Genomic DNA, 15,093 nt, shown 5'->3' on the forward strand with positions numbered 1-15,093 from the left:
TAACTTAATTTAAGAACCTCAGTATATCCAAATCATTATTATGAGCGTGACAAAAAATGAAGTGGCAGCACCTGCTAAAAGCTGTTTTGTATCATGTCTTTTTAGCACAAGTCTTGACCACATGACAAGAGGAATGAGCAATGCCAAATATAGCATCTTTATTCCCGCAATAAAGTTTATTGCAACAATCGGACCGGTTATTCCACATGCATGACCACTCGCTTTGAACCTCAAGACCTTATTCACAAACGCCAAAATCAAGGCTGAGATAAGATATGATAAATAAAGTCCTATCATAGCCTTTGTTGGTTTTTTCATAAACACAAGACTTATATTTCCAAGTACATACCCGACTATTCCAAATATAAATGCAAGTTTTCTTTCGGCTTCTCTTCCTCCAGCCTTAAACTTAGGAATGGTCCTTGCAACAATATAGGCACAAAGAGGAATTATAGTGAAAAATAATACTGAATTCAGATAGTAATATAAATTATTGTTAAAGTTTGCTTTACTATTATCAAACCACATGATAGTAAAAACAAGTAATGCTACCATGGGAACTGTAAAAAGACTGCTGACTAGATATGCAATCCTCTGTTTCATCATCTTTTCCCCCAAAAAGATTAATTTTTTCCTTGAGATTATTATATATCATAAGTGGCTCAAAAGCAAAAAAATAAACCCCTTTGCTTTTTGAAAGCAAAAGGGGAAAATGCATTTATTTAAAAACTCTATCTTCTTTTTGTTCTTGGTCTTTTTGCCTTACTTGAATTGAGTGCACCTGCCAAAAACCCTATAATCGGTCCAAACAGAAGGATATATAATTGGTATTTTGAAACATTAAAATCTTTTTTAAATACGATGCTCAAGACAAAAAGTATGACTGTAACAAAAACTGAAACCAAAAACGCTGCCACTTTTTTTCTGTTGGGTGACATAGCTGCTGCCTCATACCCAGAAAATGCTATCCCCACAAACATAGAAAATAGCGTGAGAAAAAGAGCAATCTTGTCTGGCATAGAAAAATACATCACAAAAATGGATATAACAAATATCAGCAAGCAAACCATGAACAGAGACTTTACTATAACCCATATATATTGATAAAGGGACACATCTGGATTCTTTCTATCCATTTACTTGCCATAAATTTTATCCAAAACAAGCTCTAATAAACATTATTAAAGGCTTGAATAAGTTAGAACTATTCTTTCGAGAATTTTAAATATTCTGAGCTTCTTTGAGTATTATATCAACCTTATCAGTTCTCTCCCATGGAAGGTCCAAATCTTCTCTTCCAAAATGCCCATATGCTGCTACCTGCTTGTAGATAGGACGTCTCAAGTCCAAGTCTCTGATTATTGCAGCAGGTCGCAAATCAAATACCCTCTTTACAATCTCAGCAATCTTTTCATCGCTAATTTTACCCGTGCCAAATGTGTCAACCCTGATTGAAAGTGGTCTTGCAACACCTATTGCATATGAAACTTGTACCTCACACTTTTTAGCAAGTCCTGATGCAACAATGTTCTTTGCAACATACCTTGCAGCATATGTTGCAGAGCGGTCAACCTTTGTCGGGTCCTTACCAGAAAAAGCTCCACCGCCGTGGCGTGCATATCCACCGTATGTGTCAACAATAATCTTTCTTCCTGTAAGCCCTGAGTCGCCTTGAGGTCCACCAATCACAAATCTTCCTGTAGGATTTACAAAAATCTTTGTGTTCTTGTCAAGCATACCCTCTGGAATCACAGGTTTTATAACATGCTCAATAACATCTGCCTCTATCTGAGCATGTGTAACCTCTGGGCTGTGCTGTGTGGATACAACCACCGTGTCAACTCGAACAGGTCTGTCATCTTCATACTCAACTGTGACCTGAGTTTTGCCATCTGGACGAAGATAAGGCAAAATACCTTCTTTCCTCACATAAGCAAGTCTTCTTGCGAGCTTGTGCGCAAGATAGATTGGCATTGGCATTAAAACCGGAGTCTCATCGCAAGCAAAGCCAAACATCATACCCTGGTCGCCTGCACCAATTGCCTCTATCTCATCTTCTGTCATCTCACCAAGTTTTGCCTCCAACGCCTTGTCAACGCCCATTGCAATATCAGGCGACTGTTCGTCAATTGATGTTATAACAGCACATGTGTCAGCATCAAATCCATACTTTGCACGTGTATAGCCAATCTCTCTTATTGTATCCCTTGCTATCTTTGGTATGTCTACATAGCATTTTGTTGTTATCTCACCCATAACCAGAACAAGACCTGTTGTTACTGCAACCTCACATGCTACCCTTGCGTATGGGTCTTTTTCCAATATTGCATCCAAAACAGCATCTGAAATCTGGTCACAGATCTTGTCAGGATGACCCTCTGTTACTGACTCTGACGTAAATAGCTTTCTCATCTGTCTTTTTACCTCCTTTTAAGTAAAATAAAAACTCTTTGTTTTTTAAAAATACCAAAAAATTTAAGCCCCTTCTGAAAAGAAGAGGCAAAACTTTCTTTTGCAAAAGTTTTATCCTCATCTCTCAGAAAGCCAAATTATTTTGCTTTCTGACGGAGTTGGCACCATTGCAAAGCCAAAAGCTTTGCCGGTTGCCGGGTTTCATCGGGCCTTTTTCCCTCCACCTCTCTTGATAAGGATAACCTTATCATTGTTTACCATATTCAATTTTTAAATTTGCCTCATTAATATTAACAAAACAAAAGGGTATTGTCAACCGGAAATGTTATTACATTTAATATTCTTTTAATCTATTATCAATCTCTGCAATTTTAGAATAATCTCTGTCGTTGTGGAGCAAATAAAGATTATTTTCAATAGCTATCTGGGCTATTATCACATCTATAGTGCTTCTGAGATTTATGCCCCGTTTCTTGCACTTTAAGTAGAGTAGCGCTACTTCTTCATACGATTTTTTTCCTTTTTTCAATTCATAAAATGGTTGAGTGCTCAAATATTCCTTCAACAGCTCAAACTCTTTTTCATCTTTAGCACCTTGTAAAATTTCCTGGTAAATTAAATGAGTAATCCCAAATGGTATCTTATTTTTCAATATCCATTCAAACTTTTCTACCTTTTCGTTTGTGTTCCCCTTAAAAAAATCTATCAACACAGAAGTGTCAACTAAAATCATTGTTCTGCCCTCATCCTTTTATAATCATAATTTTCATCAAACATTATTTTACCTTTTAACTCTAACAAATTCTTCCGTGTGTGATTTTCTAAGTACTCCCTCAAGGCAATCTCAACTGCTTCTTTTTTTGTCTTCACTCCAGCAATTTCCATTACTTTCTTTAATAAATTTTCATCTATAAAAATATTGGTCCTCATTTTATACACCTCCCTATGTGTATCTTAATACACATAGGAATAATTGTCAATCTCTCACCCTCCCACAATGGTGTCAAGAGTTTGTAGAAAACTTTTTTCGTTAAATAATTTTTAGGAAAACATGTAAAATAAGTGTATAACTAATTAAAATAGGTTGGGCGAAATTATCAGCTGACTTTCTATTTTTTTACTAAATAACTTAACGTTAATATGCAATTGCATTAAATGATTGTTTTTGCGCGACCATTTTATTTTTTCACGTGTTTCAATAAATATTTAAAGGTATACCTGCTATACTTTAAACTTTTCAATCAGACTTCTTATCTGCTCCACCGAGCTTGAGAGTAGAGAAATCTGCTTAGATAAATCATTAGCCTGACTCAGATTGTACTCCGTGGAAGAAATTATTTTTTCAGAAAATTCGCTAATTTCCGAGATACTATCAGCTATCTCTTTGGTTGCCGAAGCTATTTCTGCTACAGAAGCACCTTCTTCTTCAGAATGTGCCGAAAGATTATCGACAAGAGAAGTTAAATCCTTGATTCTCTGAATTATGTCAATAAAAATTTCTGAAAGTTCAGCATATTTCTTCTTGTTCTCTTCTACATCACGGTATAGAGCCGCTATTTGCTCTTCGAGTTGTTTAGAATATAAATCTACAGCCGAAATTGTTCGATTTATAACAGCTGTCGATTCTTTAGTCTGCTCGGCTAATTTCCTAATTTCATATGCAACAACAGCAAATCCTTTCCCAGTTTCTCCTGCCTTTGCAGCCTCAATTGCTGCATTTAACGCTAATAGATTTGTTTGCTCTGCAATCTGCCTAACAAATTTCACAACATCGCCAATGTTTTGGGTTGTTTGTGCCAGTTGCTGTACTCCATCTCTCAACTGGCTGTATTTTTTAACGAGTATTTCGCTCGTTTCTAGTATAGTTTCCACCGCTACTTGACCTAATTCTGATTTTTCTGATAGTGCCTGAAAAGTTGAAAGTACAGTAGATGCTAAATCACTGAGACTTTGGGCTTGAGCAGCCAATTCTTCAATGTTGGCATTAATCTCTTCAACTGAAGCTGCTACTCGCTGAATATCGGATTGTTGCTTTTCAATTGCTTTAGCGTTTTCAAAAGAATCCATATTTAGTTTTTCGAAAACTTCCCGTGCATTTTCGAATGTTTTAATAGAACTAATTACCGTACTTTTTACACCCGTTATAAGATTTTTGAGAGATTCTATAGTCTCAATTAATTTGTTGTTAATTGTACCAAATTCATCGTTTGAATGAACAACACTCTTAAAGGTTAGGTCCCCCTGCGCTAATTTCGAAAATGTCTCAGAAATTGCAGGTACTACTGACAAGATCTTTCTATTTATTAGCCACAAAACAAAAGCAAGTATTATGTTCGCAAAAACACTTATTAAGACAAGATTCATCTTTGTAGCATTGTCAAGGTTAATTCGAATTGTTATATATTTCAATAAAACTGGACCAACCCAAAGAGTAACAGATAAAACCCCAACTGTTAATTTTGTGGAAATCGAAATCTTAGTCTTTTCGGCATATTTTGTGAATTCCTCCTGAGTTAGAACTTTAGAATATATAAAAAGCAAAAGAGCAATAATATTCATATTTATAGCTATTGCTCCGCTTACCCTTAATGCAAGTACATCTTCTGGAAGAGGCTTTATTTTTGATGCAATAACACCTACTAAAGTTGCAGCAAGAACGTTTGCGAAAAAGATAAGAAAAGATAAAAATACAGGCAAGTTGTACCCTGAACCAAGTTCCACTTTTCTTGCACTCAGTCTTGCGATAAAGACAACAGGAATACCTATGATCAAAACACAGATAATGTATCCCACAAGAATGTTTACAATTGGATAATTTCCCAAGCCAGCAAAAATATAATATGAAAATAGCAATAGCAGCGGATCAACAACCAAAAGTATGACTAAGGAAATTTTAGTTATTTTAGATGACAAGTTCATAGCAACTCCTCCCTCAAAAAAGTTTGTTTAAACTGTATTTTTCGAAATTCAAAATTCAATTCCTATTTGTTTTTGCTTATGCATTAAATTTTACTGAGATATTTCTATACTTCTTCAATTTGTAATCTGAAAGTTATCTCAACTTTTAATGGATTTTACTAACAAAACAACGCAGTATTTATGCACCAACTGTGATCAAAACATGACATTGCCTTACTCTCCTATAATCTTCACAAGCACCCTCTTTTTTCTTTTGCCATCAAACTCACCATAAAACACCTGTTCCCATGGACCCAAGTCAAGTTTGCCATTTGTGATAGCAATCACAACTTCTCTTCCCATGATAGTTCTTTTAAGGTGGGCATCTGCATTGTCTTCACCAACGTTGTGGTGATACTGAGAATAGGGTTTTTCAGGTGCCAGCTTTTCAAGCCAGATTTCAAAATCTTTATGAAGACCTGGCTCATCGTCGTTTATAAATACACTTGCTGTTATGTGCATAGCATTGCAAAGTAAAAGTCCTTCTTTTATACCACTTTCGTCCACACACTTTTGAAGTGTATCTGTGATGTTCACAAAAGCCCTTCTTGTTGGAATTTCAAACCAGAGTTCTTTTCTATATGACTTCATTTTAAAAAATCACCCCCGCTAAATTATTGATTTTCTTTTTTCTTGACAGATTTTTAAAAATATTTTAATAATTTTTTTGTAATTATTCAACAGCAAATGTGGTATATTTCAATGTATAGATAATTTATTTGTGGGGGGATTTTATTATGAAAAAGGTCTTTGCAAAAAAGGATATATTCACACGCTACAGTGGAAATCCAATAATCACAGTATATGACATACCATATTCAGCAAATGCTGTGTTCAACGCTGGCGCAATAAAATATAAAAATGAGTACTTATTACTTTTGAGAGTTGAGGACAGACAGGGAAAGTCTCATTTGACTGTCGCACGAAGCAGTGATGGCAAAACCAATTGGAAGATTGAAAAATCACCTCTCATTTATCCCCAACCTACAGTATTCATATATGAAGAATTTGGCTGTGAAGACCCCAGAATAACATATATACCTGAAGATGATTGTTATTATATAACCTATACTGCATACTCTCGTTATGGTCCTGCGGTTGCACTTGCAAGAACAAAGAACTTTAAAAAAGTTGAAAAAATGGGATTAATTTATCCTCCCAACAACAAAGATGCAGTTTTGTTCCCTGAAAAAATTAACGGTAGGTACGCCATGCTTCATAGACCTGTTGCAGGGGACATCGAACACATCTGGATTGCATATTCGTCAGACCTCATTCACTGGGGAAACCATGAGGTTGTGCTTGTTGAAAAAGGAGGACCTTGGTGGGACGGCTTTAAAGTTGGTGCAGGAGCTGTGCCAATAAAAACATCTGAAGGCTGGCTAATAATCTATCACGGCGTGAAGATGATGCCCTCAGGACCAATCTACAGACTTGGTGCTGCACTTTTGGATTTAGAAAATCCGGCAAAGGTCAAGAAAAGATGTCCTGAGTGGCTTCTATCACCCCAGGAAGTATATGAACGAATTGGGGATGTCAACAATGTGGTATTCACCTGCGGAGCAATTGTTGAAGACAACCAAATCTATCTTTACTATGGAGCTGCTGATTCCTGTATTGCTCTTGCTTTTGCTGAGATTGACCAGATTTTGTCTATTCTGATTGAGGGGGATTTGCAAACAAAATAGAAAATAAAATGGGGCTCTCACTTAAAATTTTTGTGAGAGCCCCTCAGTGTAATAAATGTTGAAAACTTTATTTTGTTTCAATCAATAAACCCCATTTTTCTTTTCCACTCTTGTCTTTTTGAACAACGCCTACAGCCCACTTCCAACAAAGAATTCTAATACCGTCAAATTGAGGCTGGAGTAACAGCTTACCTGTTTTCCTATCTACAAAACCATAACTGCCATCTGTTTTTTGAACCACAGCCAAGTTATTGGACACTCTGACAATATCAAAAAACTGGGGCTTTATTATGATATTCCCTTTCGTATTTATAATCCCCCATAATCCATTTAATTTAACTTCAGCAACACCATCTACAAATGGCTTAGCATCTTCAAACTGTGGTTTTATAATAACCTTGCCAGTCCTATCTATAAATCCCCATTTGTTGTTTTTCCTAAATTTAGCCAGCCCACACGAAAATTCCCCAACCAAATCATACTGATTCTTTATTATCGTTCTTCCACTTTTATCTATAAATCCCCACTTGCCATTTTGCTTAACTGCTGTCAATCCCTCTGAAAATACTCTGACATCATCAAACTGAGGTTTTATTACTAAATTTCCTTTCTCATCAATAAATCCCCACTTGTCATACTCTTTTACTGCTGCCAAACCGTCAGAAAAAATACCTACTTGATGAAATCGTGGTGGTATCATTATCTTACCAGATATTTTATTTATAACTCCATATTTAGGTAATTCCTTTACTTTTGCAACTTTTCTTGAGAAACTCGTAACTTCAGAAAATTGAGGCATAATAACCATTCTCCCTTTTTTATCAACAAATCCCCATAAATAATTTCTTGACACTGCTGCTAAACCTTGTGAAAAATCCTTCACATTATCAAACTGAGGTTCTATAACTATTTTGCCGCTTTTATCTATAAATCCCCATTTATTTTTTATTAATACAGCCGCCATTCCTTCTGAAAATCTTGAAACATCATCGTACTGGGGTTTTATAACTATCCTACCCTTCTTATCTATAAAACCCCACTTATTTTTTATCCTTACTGGAGCTAAACCTTCGGAAAAACTAATACATGAATCAAACTGTGGTTGTATAACAAATTTCCCACTCTTATCGATAAATCCAGCTTTGTTATTTATCCAAACTGCAGCTAATCCCTCAGAAAAATCGCTAACATAGCTATATATTGGTCTTATAACAACCTTACCTGTTTTATCTATAAAACCAAATCCTCCACCTTCACATATTGCAGCCAATCCTTCTGAGAAATCTCTAACTAAGCGAAGACTATTAAACTTTACTACAACTTTGCCTGTTTTATCTATAAAACATGTTTTCCCATCTTTTATAACTACTGCTATTCCATCAGAAAATTTTAGAGGTCTGCGAAATGTTACAGTGTCATAACCTTCAAAAGAATCAAATTCAGGCTCTACTACCACATTTCCAGTTTTATCGATAAATCCATATTTTCCATTTTGTCTAACTGCAGCTAATCCTTCTGAAAAATCTTCTACCCATTCAAACTTAGGTTTTACTATTATCTTTCCCGTCTCATCAATAAAACCCCATCTTCCCTTATATACATACGCTGCTACACCTTCTGAAAAACTCTTTACATAATCAAATTGTAATTTTATTGTTTGTTTACCTGTCTTGTTTATCAAGCAATAGTTTTCTTTTTTAACTATTAAATCTAATGAATCAGTTGTACTATTTGTAATCTCCTTAATCTCATCTCCCAAATCCACAACTATTCTACCAGTCTTATTTATATAATACCATCTTCCCCCCTTTTCAACCACTGCTAATCCTTTTGAAAAATCTCTATACCAATCATATTGAAAATCAATTATCACCTTTCCTGTCTTATCAATAAACCCCCATTTACCATCTTTTTCAGCCGCAGCCAAACCTTCGCGGAATTCTCCTATTCTCTCAAAGGGAAGTTTATCAGCTAATAGGTTTCCTTTATCATCAATAATACTCCATGTCAAATCTTGATATTTCCTACACGCTATTAATCCTTCTGAAAAAACACCAACCATTTCGTACATCGGCTCAATCACTAATTTTCCTGTTTTTATGTTTACAAACCCGTATTTATTATTTAACTTTACTGTAACTAAATTACCAGAATAACTTGAAACCTCTTCGTACAGCGTATCAACTACCAGTTTGCCTGTTTTGTCTACACATCCCCACTTTCCATTCATTTGAACTGCTACTAAACCACTCTGTAAACCTGGCACAGTGTACTCCCAATCAAACTTTGGCTCAGTCACTATATTGCCATTTTTGTCGATAAAACCCCACTTGTTATTTATCTTATATGCTAACAAATCTTCTGTGACTTCCTTTACCTCGTCAAACTGAACCGGCACATACACATACTTGCCACCGAACAACTTCACAGCTGATTGAAATTGTTGGCTTGAAGAGGCCCTAACTTGTTTATCAGCATATGAAGTCAAAAAAGTAGAACACAATGTTAATAATATACAGAATAAGATTTTTACTCTTTTGTTTTTCATTCATCTACACCTTTCGTAAAAATAGTTTCTCTGGTACTGATTATATAATATGTATTCAAACTAATCAACTGTATACAAAATTTACTTTCATTTTCATGACATTTAAAAGAAATTTCTTATATAGAGGTAATCTTTTGACTCGGAACAGATTTAGCAATTGAAGATTACTCAGTAAAAAACAAGAAGAGGCTGTTTACTTTTTTGTAACAGCCTCTCAAGTTTTCTCAATTTTGTTAATCTGCAATATTTTAATCAATAATCTCATCAATAGGAGCGCCGGGTGGAACAATTGGTAGTGCTTTTTCGTCTTTGTCAATTACAAAGTCAATCACAGTTGGCCTTCCTGCTTCTAACGCCTTTAAAATAGCACTGTCAACCTCATCTGGTGATGTAACCCTTATACCAAGTGCGCCGTAAGCCTCTGCAAGCTTTACAAAATCTGGCGGCCTGTCAAGCGTTGTCTGTGAAAATCTCTTGCCATAGAAAAGGTCCTGCCACTGGCGAACCATTCCCAAAACGCCATTGTTCAAAAGCGCAACTATCACAGGTATATTGTAGTGCACAGCTGTTGCAAGCTCACCACAGTTCATTCTAAAGCTTCCATCACCTGCAATGTCAATTACAACCTTGTCTGGCCGTGCAATTTTTGCTCCAATTGCCGCACCAAAACCATAACCCATTGTGCCAAGACCGCCGGATGAGATGAACTGTCTTGGTCTTTGGTATTTGTAAAATTGTGCTGCCCAAATCTGGTTTTGCCCAACCTCTGTTGTAATTATTGCATCGTTGTTGGTAAGAGCAGAAATTCTCTCAACAACATACTGTGGGTGAAGCTTGCCATCCTGAGGATAGCTCAAAGGATAGTTTCTCTTCCATTCGTAAATCATCTCTATCCATTCTGTGCTGGTCTTCTTCTGTACATTCTCAATCAATATTTTTAATATCTGCTTTACATCGCCCACAAGTGCAATGTCTGTGCTCACGTTTTTGTCAATCTCAGCCGGGTCAATATCAATGTGAATAATCTTTGCATTTGGTGCAAACCTGTCAACCTTGCTGATTACTCTGTCTGAAAATCTTGCACCAACAGCAATCAAAAGGTCACAGTGTGAAACCGCATAGTTAGAAGCACGTGTACCGTGCATTCCAACAAGTCCTGTATAGTTCGGATGGGTGGAAGGAAAACCTCCAACACCCATGAGCGTTGTTGCAACAGGTGCGTTTATTTTTTCCACAAATTCAATGAGCTCTTCAGATGCCTCTGATGAAATAACACCGCCACCTGAACAGATAAAAGGTCTTTGGCTTGAATTTATAAGCTCAATTGCCTTTTCTATCTCTTCTTGTGTTGCTAAAACCTTCTTTTTTATCTTCTTTGGCTTTTTTCTTTCATACTCAGCATACTGCGCAGTAACATCCTTGCACACATCAACCAAAACAGGTCCCGGCCTTCCACTTTGTGCGATTTCAAACGCGCGTCTGATGGTATCTGCAAGTGTATTGACATCCTTGACAATGAAATTGTGCTTTGTAATTGGCATGGTAATACCTGTAATATCAACCTCTTGGAAAGAGTCTTTACCAAGCAAATTAGTTGGTACTTGCCCTGTGATTGCAACAACCGGCACAGAGTCCATATACGCTGTTGCAATACCTGTCACAATGTTTGTTGCACCAGGTCCTGAAGTGGTAAAGACCACGCCAACCTTGCCGGACGCTCTTGAATATCCGTCTGCAGCGTGGGATGCGTGCTGTTCATGCGATGTTAGATAATGTTTTATCTCATTTTGATGTTTGTAAAGAGCATCATAAATATTTAAAGCAGCACCGCCCGGATACCCAAAAACAACATTTACTCCCTGTTCTTTTAAACACTCAATTATAATCTCTGCTCCTGTCAATTTCAAAACCCAACAACCCCCAAATAAGATTTTTTACTCAAGTATAGCACCAGTTGACGCAGACCTGACAAGTTTTGAGTATCTGTAAAGATACCCTTTTTTCACCTTTGGCTCAAACGGTGGTAAGATTTCAAGTCTTCTTTTGATTTCTTCTTCTGGCACTTCTAACGTAAGAGTCTTGTTTTCTATGTCAATTGAAATCATATCGCCATCCTGAACTGCTGCAATCGGTCCTCTTTCTGCTGCCTCCGGCGATACATGACCAAAACATGCACCTCTTGTTGCACCGGAAAACCTTCCATCGGTTATCAGCGCAACATCTTCAATTAGCCCAACTCCTGCCAGTGCCGATGTAGGAGAGAGCATTTCTCTCATACCAGGTCCGCCTTTTGGCCCTTCATATCTTATGACAATAACATCTCCTTTTTGAATCTTTCCTTTCAAGATTGCCTCAAACACCTCTTCACCGCTTTCAAACACGCGCGCAGGTCCTCTGTGCTTCATTAGGTTTGGCGGCACAGCACTTTTCTTGACAACAGCACCATCTGGTGCAAGGTTACCCCTCACAATCACAAGCCCGCCTGTCTCAGAATATGGATTGTCGATTGGTCTTATGACATTGTAATCTTTAACTTTCGTATCTTTGATATTTTCTCCTACAGTTTTTCCTGTGACTGTTAAAAGGTTAAGATGAATTAAACCTTTTTTGGACAGCTCATTCATAACAGCCTGAACGCCGCCTGCAAAGTACAAATCCTCAATATGATGTTGCCCTGCTGGTGAGAGCTTGCAAAGATTTGGTGTTCTGTCGCTTATAGCATTTATGATATCAAGGTTTAATTTTATTCCAACTTCATTTGCAATAGCAGGAAGATGCAAGATGGTGTTTGTTGAACCCCCAAGCGCCATGTCAACAGTTAAGGCATTTTCAAAAGCCTCAATAGTTAAAATATCAGACGGTTTTATGTCCTTTTCAACAAGCTCAACAATCTTCATACCTGCCATTTTAGCAAGACGAATTCGTGCTGCCATGACAGCTGGAATTGTTCCATTTCCAGGAAGAGCAAGCCCCAAAGCCTCGCTCAAACAGTTCATTGTGTTTGCAGTGAACATCCCAGAGCATGAACCACAGCCAGGACATGCATTTTCTTCTAAGGCATACAAATCCTCTTCAGAAATCTTGCCTGCAGAGTATGCGCCCACACCTTCGAATACAGAGTTAAGGTCGCATACCTTATCGCCAATTTTTCCTGCAAGCATAGGTCCACCGCTTATCAAAATAGCTGGGATGTTCACCCTTGCTGCTGCCATGAGCATTCCAGGAACGATTTTGTCGCAGTTTGGAATCAAGACCATGCCATCAAACTGGTGTGCCATTACCATTGCCTCAATTGAATCTGCAATGAGCTCTCTTGTGATGAGCGAATACTTCATGCCAATGTGACCCATCGCAATACCATCACACACACCAATGACGTTAAACTCCATTGGAGTTGCCCCGGCCAGCCTGATACCTGCTTTTACTGCCTCTGCAATCCTGTCAAGATGAATGTGCCCTGGAACAACCTCGTTCCACGAATTTACAACTGCAATAAGTGGTCTTCTTATCTCTTCATCAGTGTATCCCATTGCTTTGAAAAGCGAACGCTGAGGAGCCTTTTCAAATCCTTTCTTGACAATATCACTTCTCATCTTATGCTTTCATCTCCTTATTCGTATATGTCAACACCATCAACAAGTGTAAGCTTTTTGAATTCTTCCATGAGCTTTTTGGTTATTGGTCCAACCTCTCCATTTCCAATCTTTCTACCGTCAACCTCGGTCACTGCAATAACCTCTGCCGCAGTACCTGTAAAGAAACACTCATCAGCATTGTAAAGATTGTAAAGTGTAAATACCTTTTCATACACAGGTATTCCCAAATCTTTTGCCAAAGTCATAACCGTTCTTCTTGTAATCCCATCCAAAGCTCCAAGATACACAGGTGGAGTGATAAGCTCACCGTCCTTGACAATGAAGATGTTGTCTCCTGTACATTCTGTGACATACCCATCCTGTGTAAGCATTATAGCCTCAGGCACTCCGGCCCTGTTTGCTTCAATCTTTGCCAAGATGTTGTTTAGGTAATTTAGCGACTTTATCTGCGGGTCAACACACTGAGGACTATTTCTTCTTGTGGATGCTGTTATTACCTTCATTCCCTTTTCATACATTTCTTGTGGATATAAAACAATTGAATCAGCAATTATTACAATTGTTGGTTTTGGACACTTTGTTGGAGAAAGGCCCAAATCCCCAACTCCTCGCGATACAACAAGCCTGATATATCCTTCCCTGATATTGTTTATCCTGCATGTCTTCTTTAGCGCTTCAATCATTTCTTCTTTTGAGATTGGAATTTCCATGTAGATGGCCTTTGCAGCCTGGTACAGCCTGTCCACATGTTCTTTGCACTTAAAAATCTTGCCATTATACACTCTTATTCCTTCAAACACGCCATCTCCATACAAAAAACCATGGTCAAAAACTGAAATTTTAGCTTCTGATTTTTTGTAAAACTCTCCGTCGATGTATATTAGTTTTTCTTCCATTGAAACATTTCCCCCTATGTGTATAGTTTGAGATGTTCGAAAAGAGAAAAATGCATAAATAATCATTTTTAATACATTATACTTGAGCAAAGGAAAAATTACAATAACAAAAAAGGACCTTTTTAAAAGGCCCTTGTGAAAAGCTATTCAAAGGCATTTTCTTTCATTGCACACACTCCAAGATTTTGCACATCCATTCATAGGTCTTCACAACCTCATTCAAAACAGCATACTCAGAGGTTGTGTGAGGATTGTAATATCCCACAGAAAGACAAAAACTACTAATTCCGAACTTGTCTGCAATAAACCTTATATCAGCAACGTGGGGACTTTTTTCTTTCTTAGCAGGAATTCCTAAGGATTTTCCAATTTCTATCACCTTGTCAATACACTCATTCTTAAAGCACACGTCTTTTCCGCCATAGCTGCACACAACATCCCCAAACCCTCTTCTGTCAAGACCAATCACAAGGTTTACGCCCTTGAAAAATTCTGGATGATTTTCAATGAAGAACTTTACACCCTGGTGTTCATCTTCACAGGATGTGGTGAAAAGAAACTTGAATTGGTAGTCAGTAAACCTCAGAAGAGCCAAGATAATAGCAATACCGCATCTGTCGTCAGCACCTATAGGCCGTACGCCATTTCCTTTTATCCTTCCTGTTTTTTCATCAAAAACTACTTCAAACATCCAGTTTTTACCCACATGTTCTGCTCCGTATGAGTCAAGATGAGCATTCAAAAGCACCTTTGGATTTTTGCCTCTTTCGCCAAAGAGGTTGTTTTTAACGTCATCGTCGTAAAAGATGAGCATCTCAGAAAGTTCGTTTTCTACAAATTCTTTTAGTTCCTCCTCCTTTCCAGGATACGACTCCAAAGCACACATTTTTAAAATAATTGACCTTATATAATCCTTTACCCCTCTGACATGATTAAAACCTTCTTATTGTGAAAAATCTTATTCTAGTTTTTATTATATCACTTTTTTCAAAAGA

The 15,093-nt window shown here is 37.3% G+C and carries 13 protein-coding genes and 1 riboswitch; of the genes, 1 reads left to right on the top strand and 12 read right to left on the bottom strand.

Annotation, left to right across the window (positions count from 1 at the left end):
• Positions 1–18: 18 nt before the first annotated feature.
• The 7 genes from OTK01_RS09970 to OTK01_RS10000 form a co-directional block, all read right to left on the bottom strand.
• A complete protein-coding gene (locus OTK01_RS09970) occupies positions 19–603 on the bottom strand; it encodes a hypothetical protein (protein ID WP_029228097.1) in 585 nt (194 codons plus the stop codon).
• A gap of 128 nt (positions 604–731) precedes the next feature.
• Entirely contained in the window at positions 732–1,136 is a 405-nt protein-coding gene (locus OTK01_RS09975) for a TIGR04086 family membrane protein (protein WP_029228096.1), read from the bottom strand.
• 85 nt (positions 1,137–1,221) lie between these two features.
• The gene (gene metK / locus OTK01_RS09980; protein ID WP_014042349.1) at positions 1,222–2,412 is read right to left on the bottom strand and encodes a methionine adenosyltransferase; all 1,191 of its coding nucleotides are present in this window, start codon (positions 2,410–2,412) and stop codon (positions 1,222–1,224) included.
• A 114-nt stretch (positions 2,413–2,526) separates the two neighbouring features.
• Positions 2,527–2,651, bottom strand: a riboswitch (SAM riboswitch).
• 95 nt (positions 2,652–2,746) lie between these two features.
• Positions 2,747–3,145, bottom strand: a complete 399-nt coding sequence (gene vapC / locus OTK01_RS09985) for a type II toxin-antitoxin system VapC family toxin (RefSeq protein WP_029228095.1) — start codon at positions 3,143–3,145, stop codon at positions 2,747–2,749.
• A complete protein-coding gene (locus OTK01_RS09990; RefSeq protein ID WP_029228094.1) occupies positions 3,142–3,342 on the bottom strand; it encodes a type II toxin-antitoxin system VapB family antitoxin in 201 nt (66 codons plus the stop codon). The genes vapC and OTK01_RS09990 overlap by 4 nt, the downstream gene beginning before the upstream one ends.
• Positions 3,343–3,633: 291 nt before the next feature.
• Positions 3,634–5,331, bottom strand: coding sequence for a methyl-accepting chemotaxis protein (locus tag OTK01_RS09995; RefSeq protein WP_029228093.1), 1,698 nt, complete (start codon positions 5,329–5,331; stop codon positions 3,634–3,636).
• Between the two features lie 213 nt (positions 5,332–5,544).
• Positions 5,545–5,961: a secondary thiamine-phosphate synthase enzyme YjbQ gene (locus OTK01_RS10000; protein WP_013432785.1), complete on the bottom strand. Its 417-nt coding sequence runs from the start codon at positions 5,959–5,961 to the stop codon at positions 5,545–5,547.
• Positions 5,962–6,107: 146 nt separating this feature from the next.
• On the opposite strand from OTK01_RS10000, the gene OTK01_RS10005 reads away from it, so the two are divergent.
• A complete protein-coding gene (locus OTK01_RS10005) occupies positions 6,108–7,058 on the top strand; it encodes a glycoside hydrolase family 130 protein (RefSeq protein WP_029228092.1) in 951 nt (316 codons plus the stop codon).
• A 67-nt stretch (positions 7,059–7,125) separates the two neighbouring features.
• On the opposite strand, the gene OTK01_RS10010 is transcribed toward OTK01_RS10005, so the two are convergent.
• From OTK01_RS10010 to OTK01_RS10030, 5 genes are all read right to left on the bottom strand, one after another.
• Positions 7,126–9,606, bottom strand: coding sequence for a WG repeat-containing protein (locus OTK01_RS10010; protein ID WP_029228091.1), 2,481 nt, complete (start codon positions 9,604–9,606; stop codon positions 7,126–7,128).
• 248 nt (positions 9,607–9,854) lie between these two features.
• Positions 9,855–11,513: a biosynthetic-type acetolactate synthase large subunit gene (gene ilvB / locus OTK01_RS10015; protein WP_029228090.1), complete on the bottom strand. Its 1,659-nt coding sequence runs from the start codon at positions 11,511–11,513 to the stop codon at positions 9,855–9,857.
• Between the two features lie 27 nt (positions 11,514–11,540).
• On the bottom strand, positions 11,541–13,199 hold the full coding sequence (ilvD, locus tag OTK01_RS10020; protein WP_029228089.1) for a dihydroxy-acid dehydratase: 1,659 nt from the start codon (positions 13,197–13,199) through the stop codon (positions 11,541–11,543).
• A gap of 17 nt (positions 13,200–13,216) precedes the next feature.
• Positions 13,217–14,098, bottom strand: coding sequence for a branched-chain-amino-acid transaminase (gene ilvE, locus OTK01_RS10025; RefSeq protein WP_029228088.1), 882 nt, complete (start codon positions 14,096–14,098; stop codon positions 13,217–13,219).
• A 163-nt stretch (positions 14,099–14,261) separates the two neighbouring features.
• Positions 14,262–14,984 (bottom strand): M28 family peptidase, encoded by a 723-nt coding sequence (locus tag OTK01_RS10030; RefSeq protein WP_013432791.1) that lies wholly within the window; start codon positions 14,982–14,984, stop codon positions 14,262–14,264.
• Between the last annotated feature and the right edge of the window lie 109 nt (positions 14,985–15,093).

Source organism: Caldicellulosiruptor acetigenus, from assembly GCF_026914305.1.
Taxonomy (GTDB): Bacteria; Bacillota; Thermoanaerobacteria; order Caldicellulosiruptorales; family Caldicellulosiruptoraceae; genus Caldicellulosiruptor; species Caldicellulosiruptor acetigenus.

Coding starts and splice junctions, on each gene's coding strand:
- vapC (WP_029228095.1), bottom strand. CDS start 3,145: ATGATTTTAGTTGACACTTCTGTGTTGATAGATTTTTTTAAGGGGAAC.
- OTK01_RS10010 (WP_029228091.1), bottom strand. CDS start 9,606: ATGAAAAACAAAAGAGTAAAAATCTTATTCTGTATATTATTAACATTG.
- OTK01_RS09970 (WP_029228097.1), bottom strand. CDS start 603: ATGAAACAGAGGATTGCATATCTAGTCAGCAGTCTTTTTACAGTTCCC.
- metK (WP_014042349.1), bottom strand. CDS start 2,412: ATGAGAAAGCTATTTACGTCAGAGTCAGTAACAGAGGGTCATCCTGAC.
- OTK01_RS09995 (WP_029228093.1), bottom strand. CDS start 5,331: ATGAACTTGTCATCTAAAATAACTAAAATTTCCTTAGTCATACTTTTG.
- OTK01_RS10005 (WP_029228092.1), top strand. CDS start 6,108: ATGAAAAAGGTCTTTGCAAAAAAGGATATATTCACACGCTACAGTGGA.
- OTK01_RS09975 (WP_029228096.1), bottom strand. CDS start 1,136: ATGGATAGAAAGAATCCAGATGTGTCCCTTTATCAATATATATGGGTT.
- ilvE (WP_029228088.1), bottom strand. CDS start 14,098: ATGGAAGAAAAACTAATATACATCGACGGAGAGTTTTACAAAAAATCA.
- ilvD (WP_029228089.1), bottom strand. CDS start 13,199: ATGAGAAGTGATATTGTCAAGAAAGGATTTGAAAAGGCTCCTCAGCGT.
- OTK01_RS10000 (WP_013432785.1), bottom strand. CDS start 5,961: ATGAAGTCATATAGAAAAGAACTCTGGTTTGAAATTCCAACAAGAAGG.
- OTK01_RS09990 (WP_029228094.1), bottom strand. CDS start 3,342: ATGAGGACCAATATTTTTATAGATGAAAATTTATTAAAGAAAGTAATG.
- OTK01_RS10030 (WP_013432791.1), bottom strand. CDS start 14,984: ATGTGTGCTTTGGAGTCGTATCCTGGAAAGGAGGAGGAACTAAAAGAA.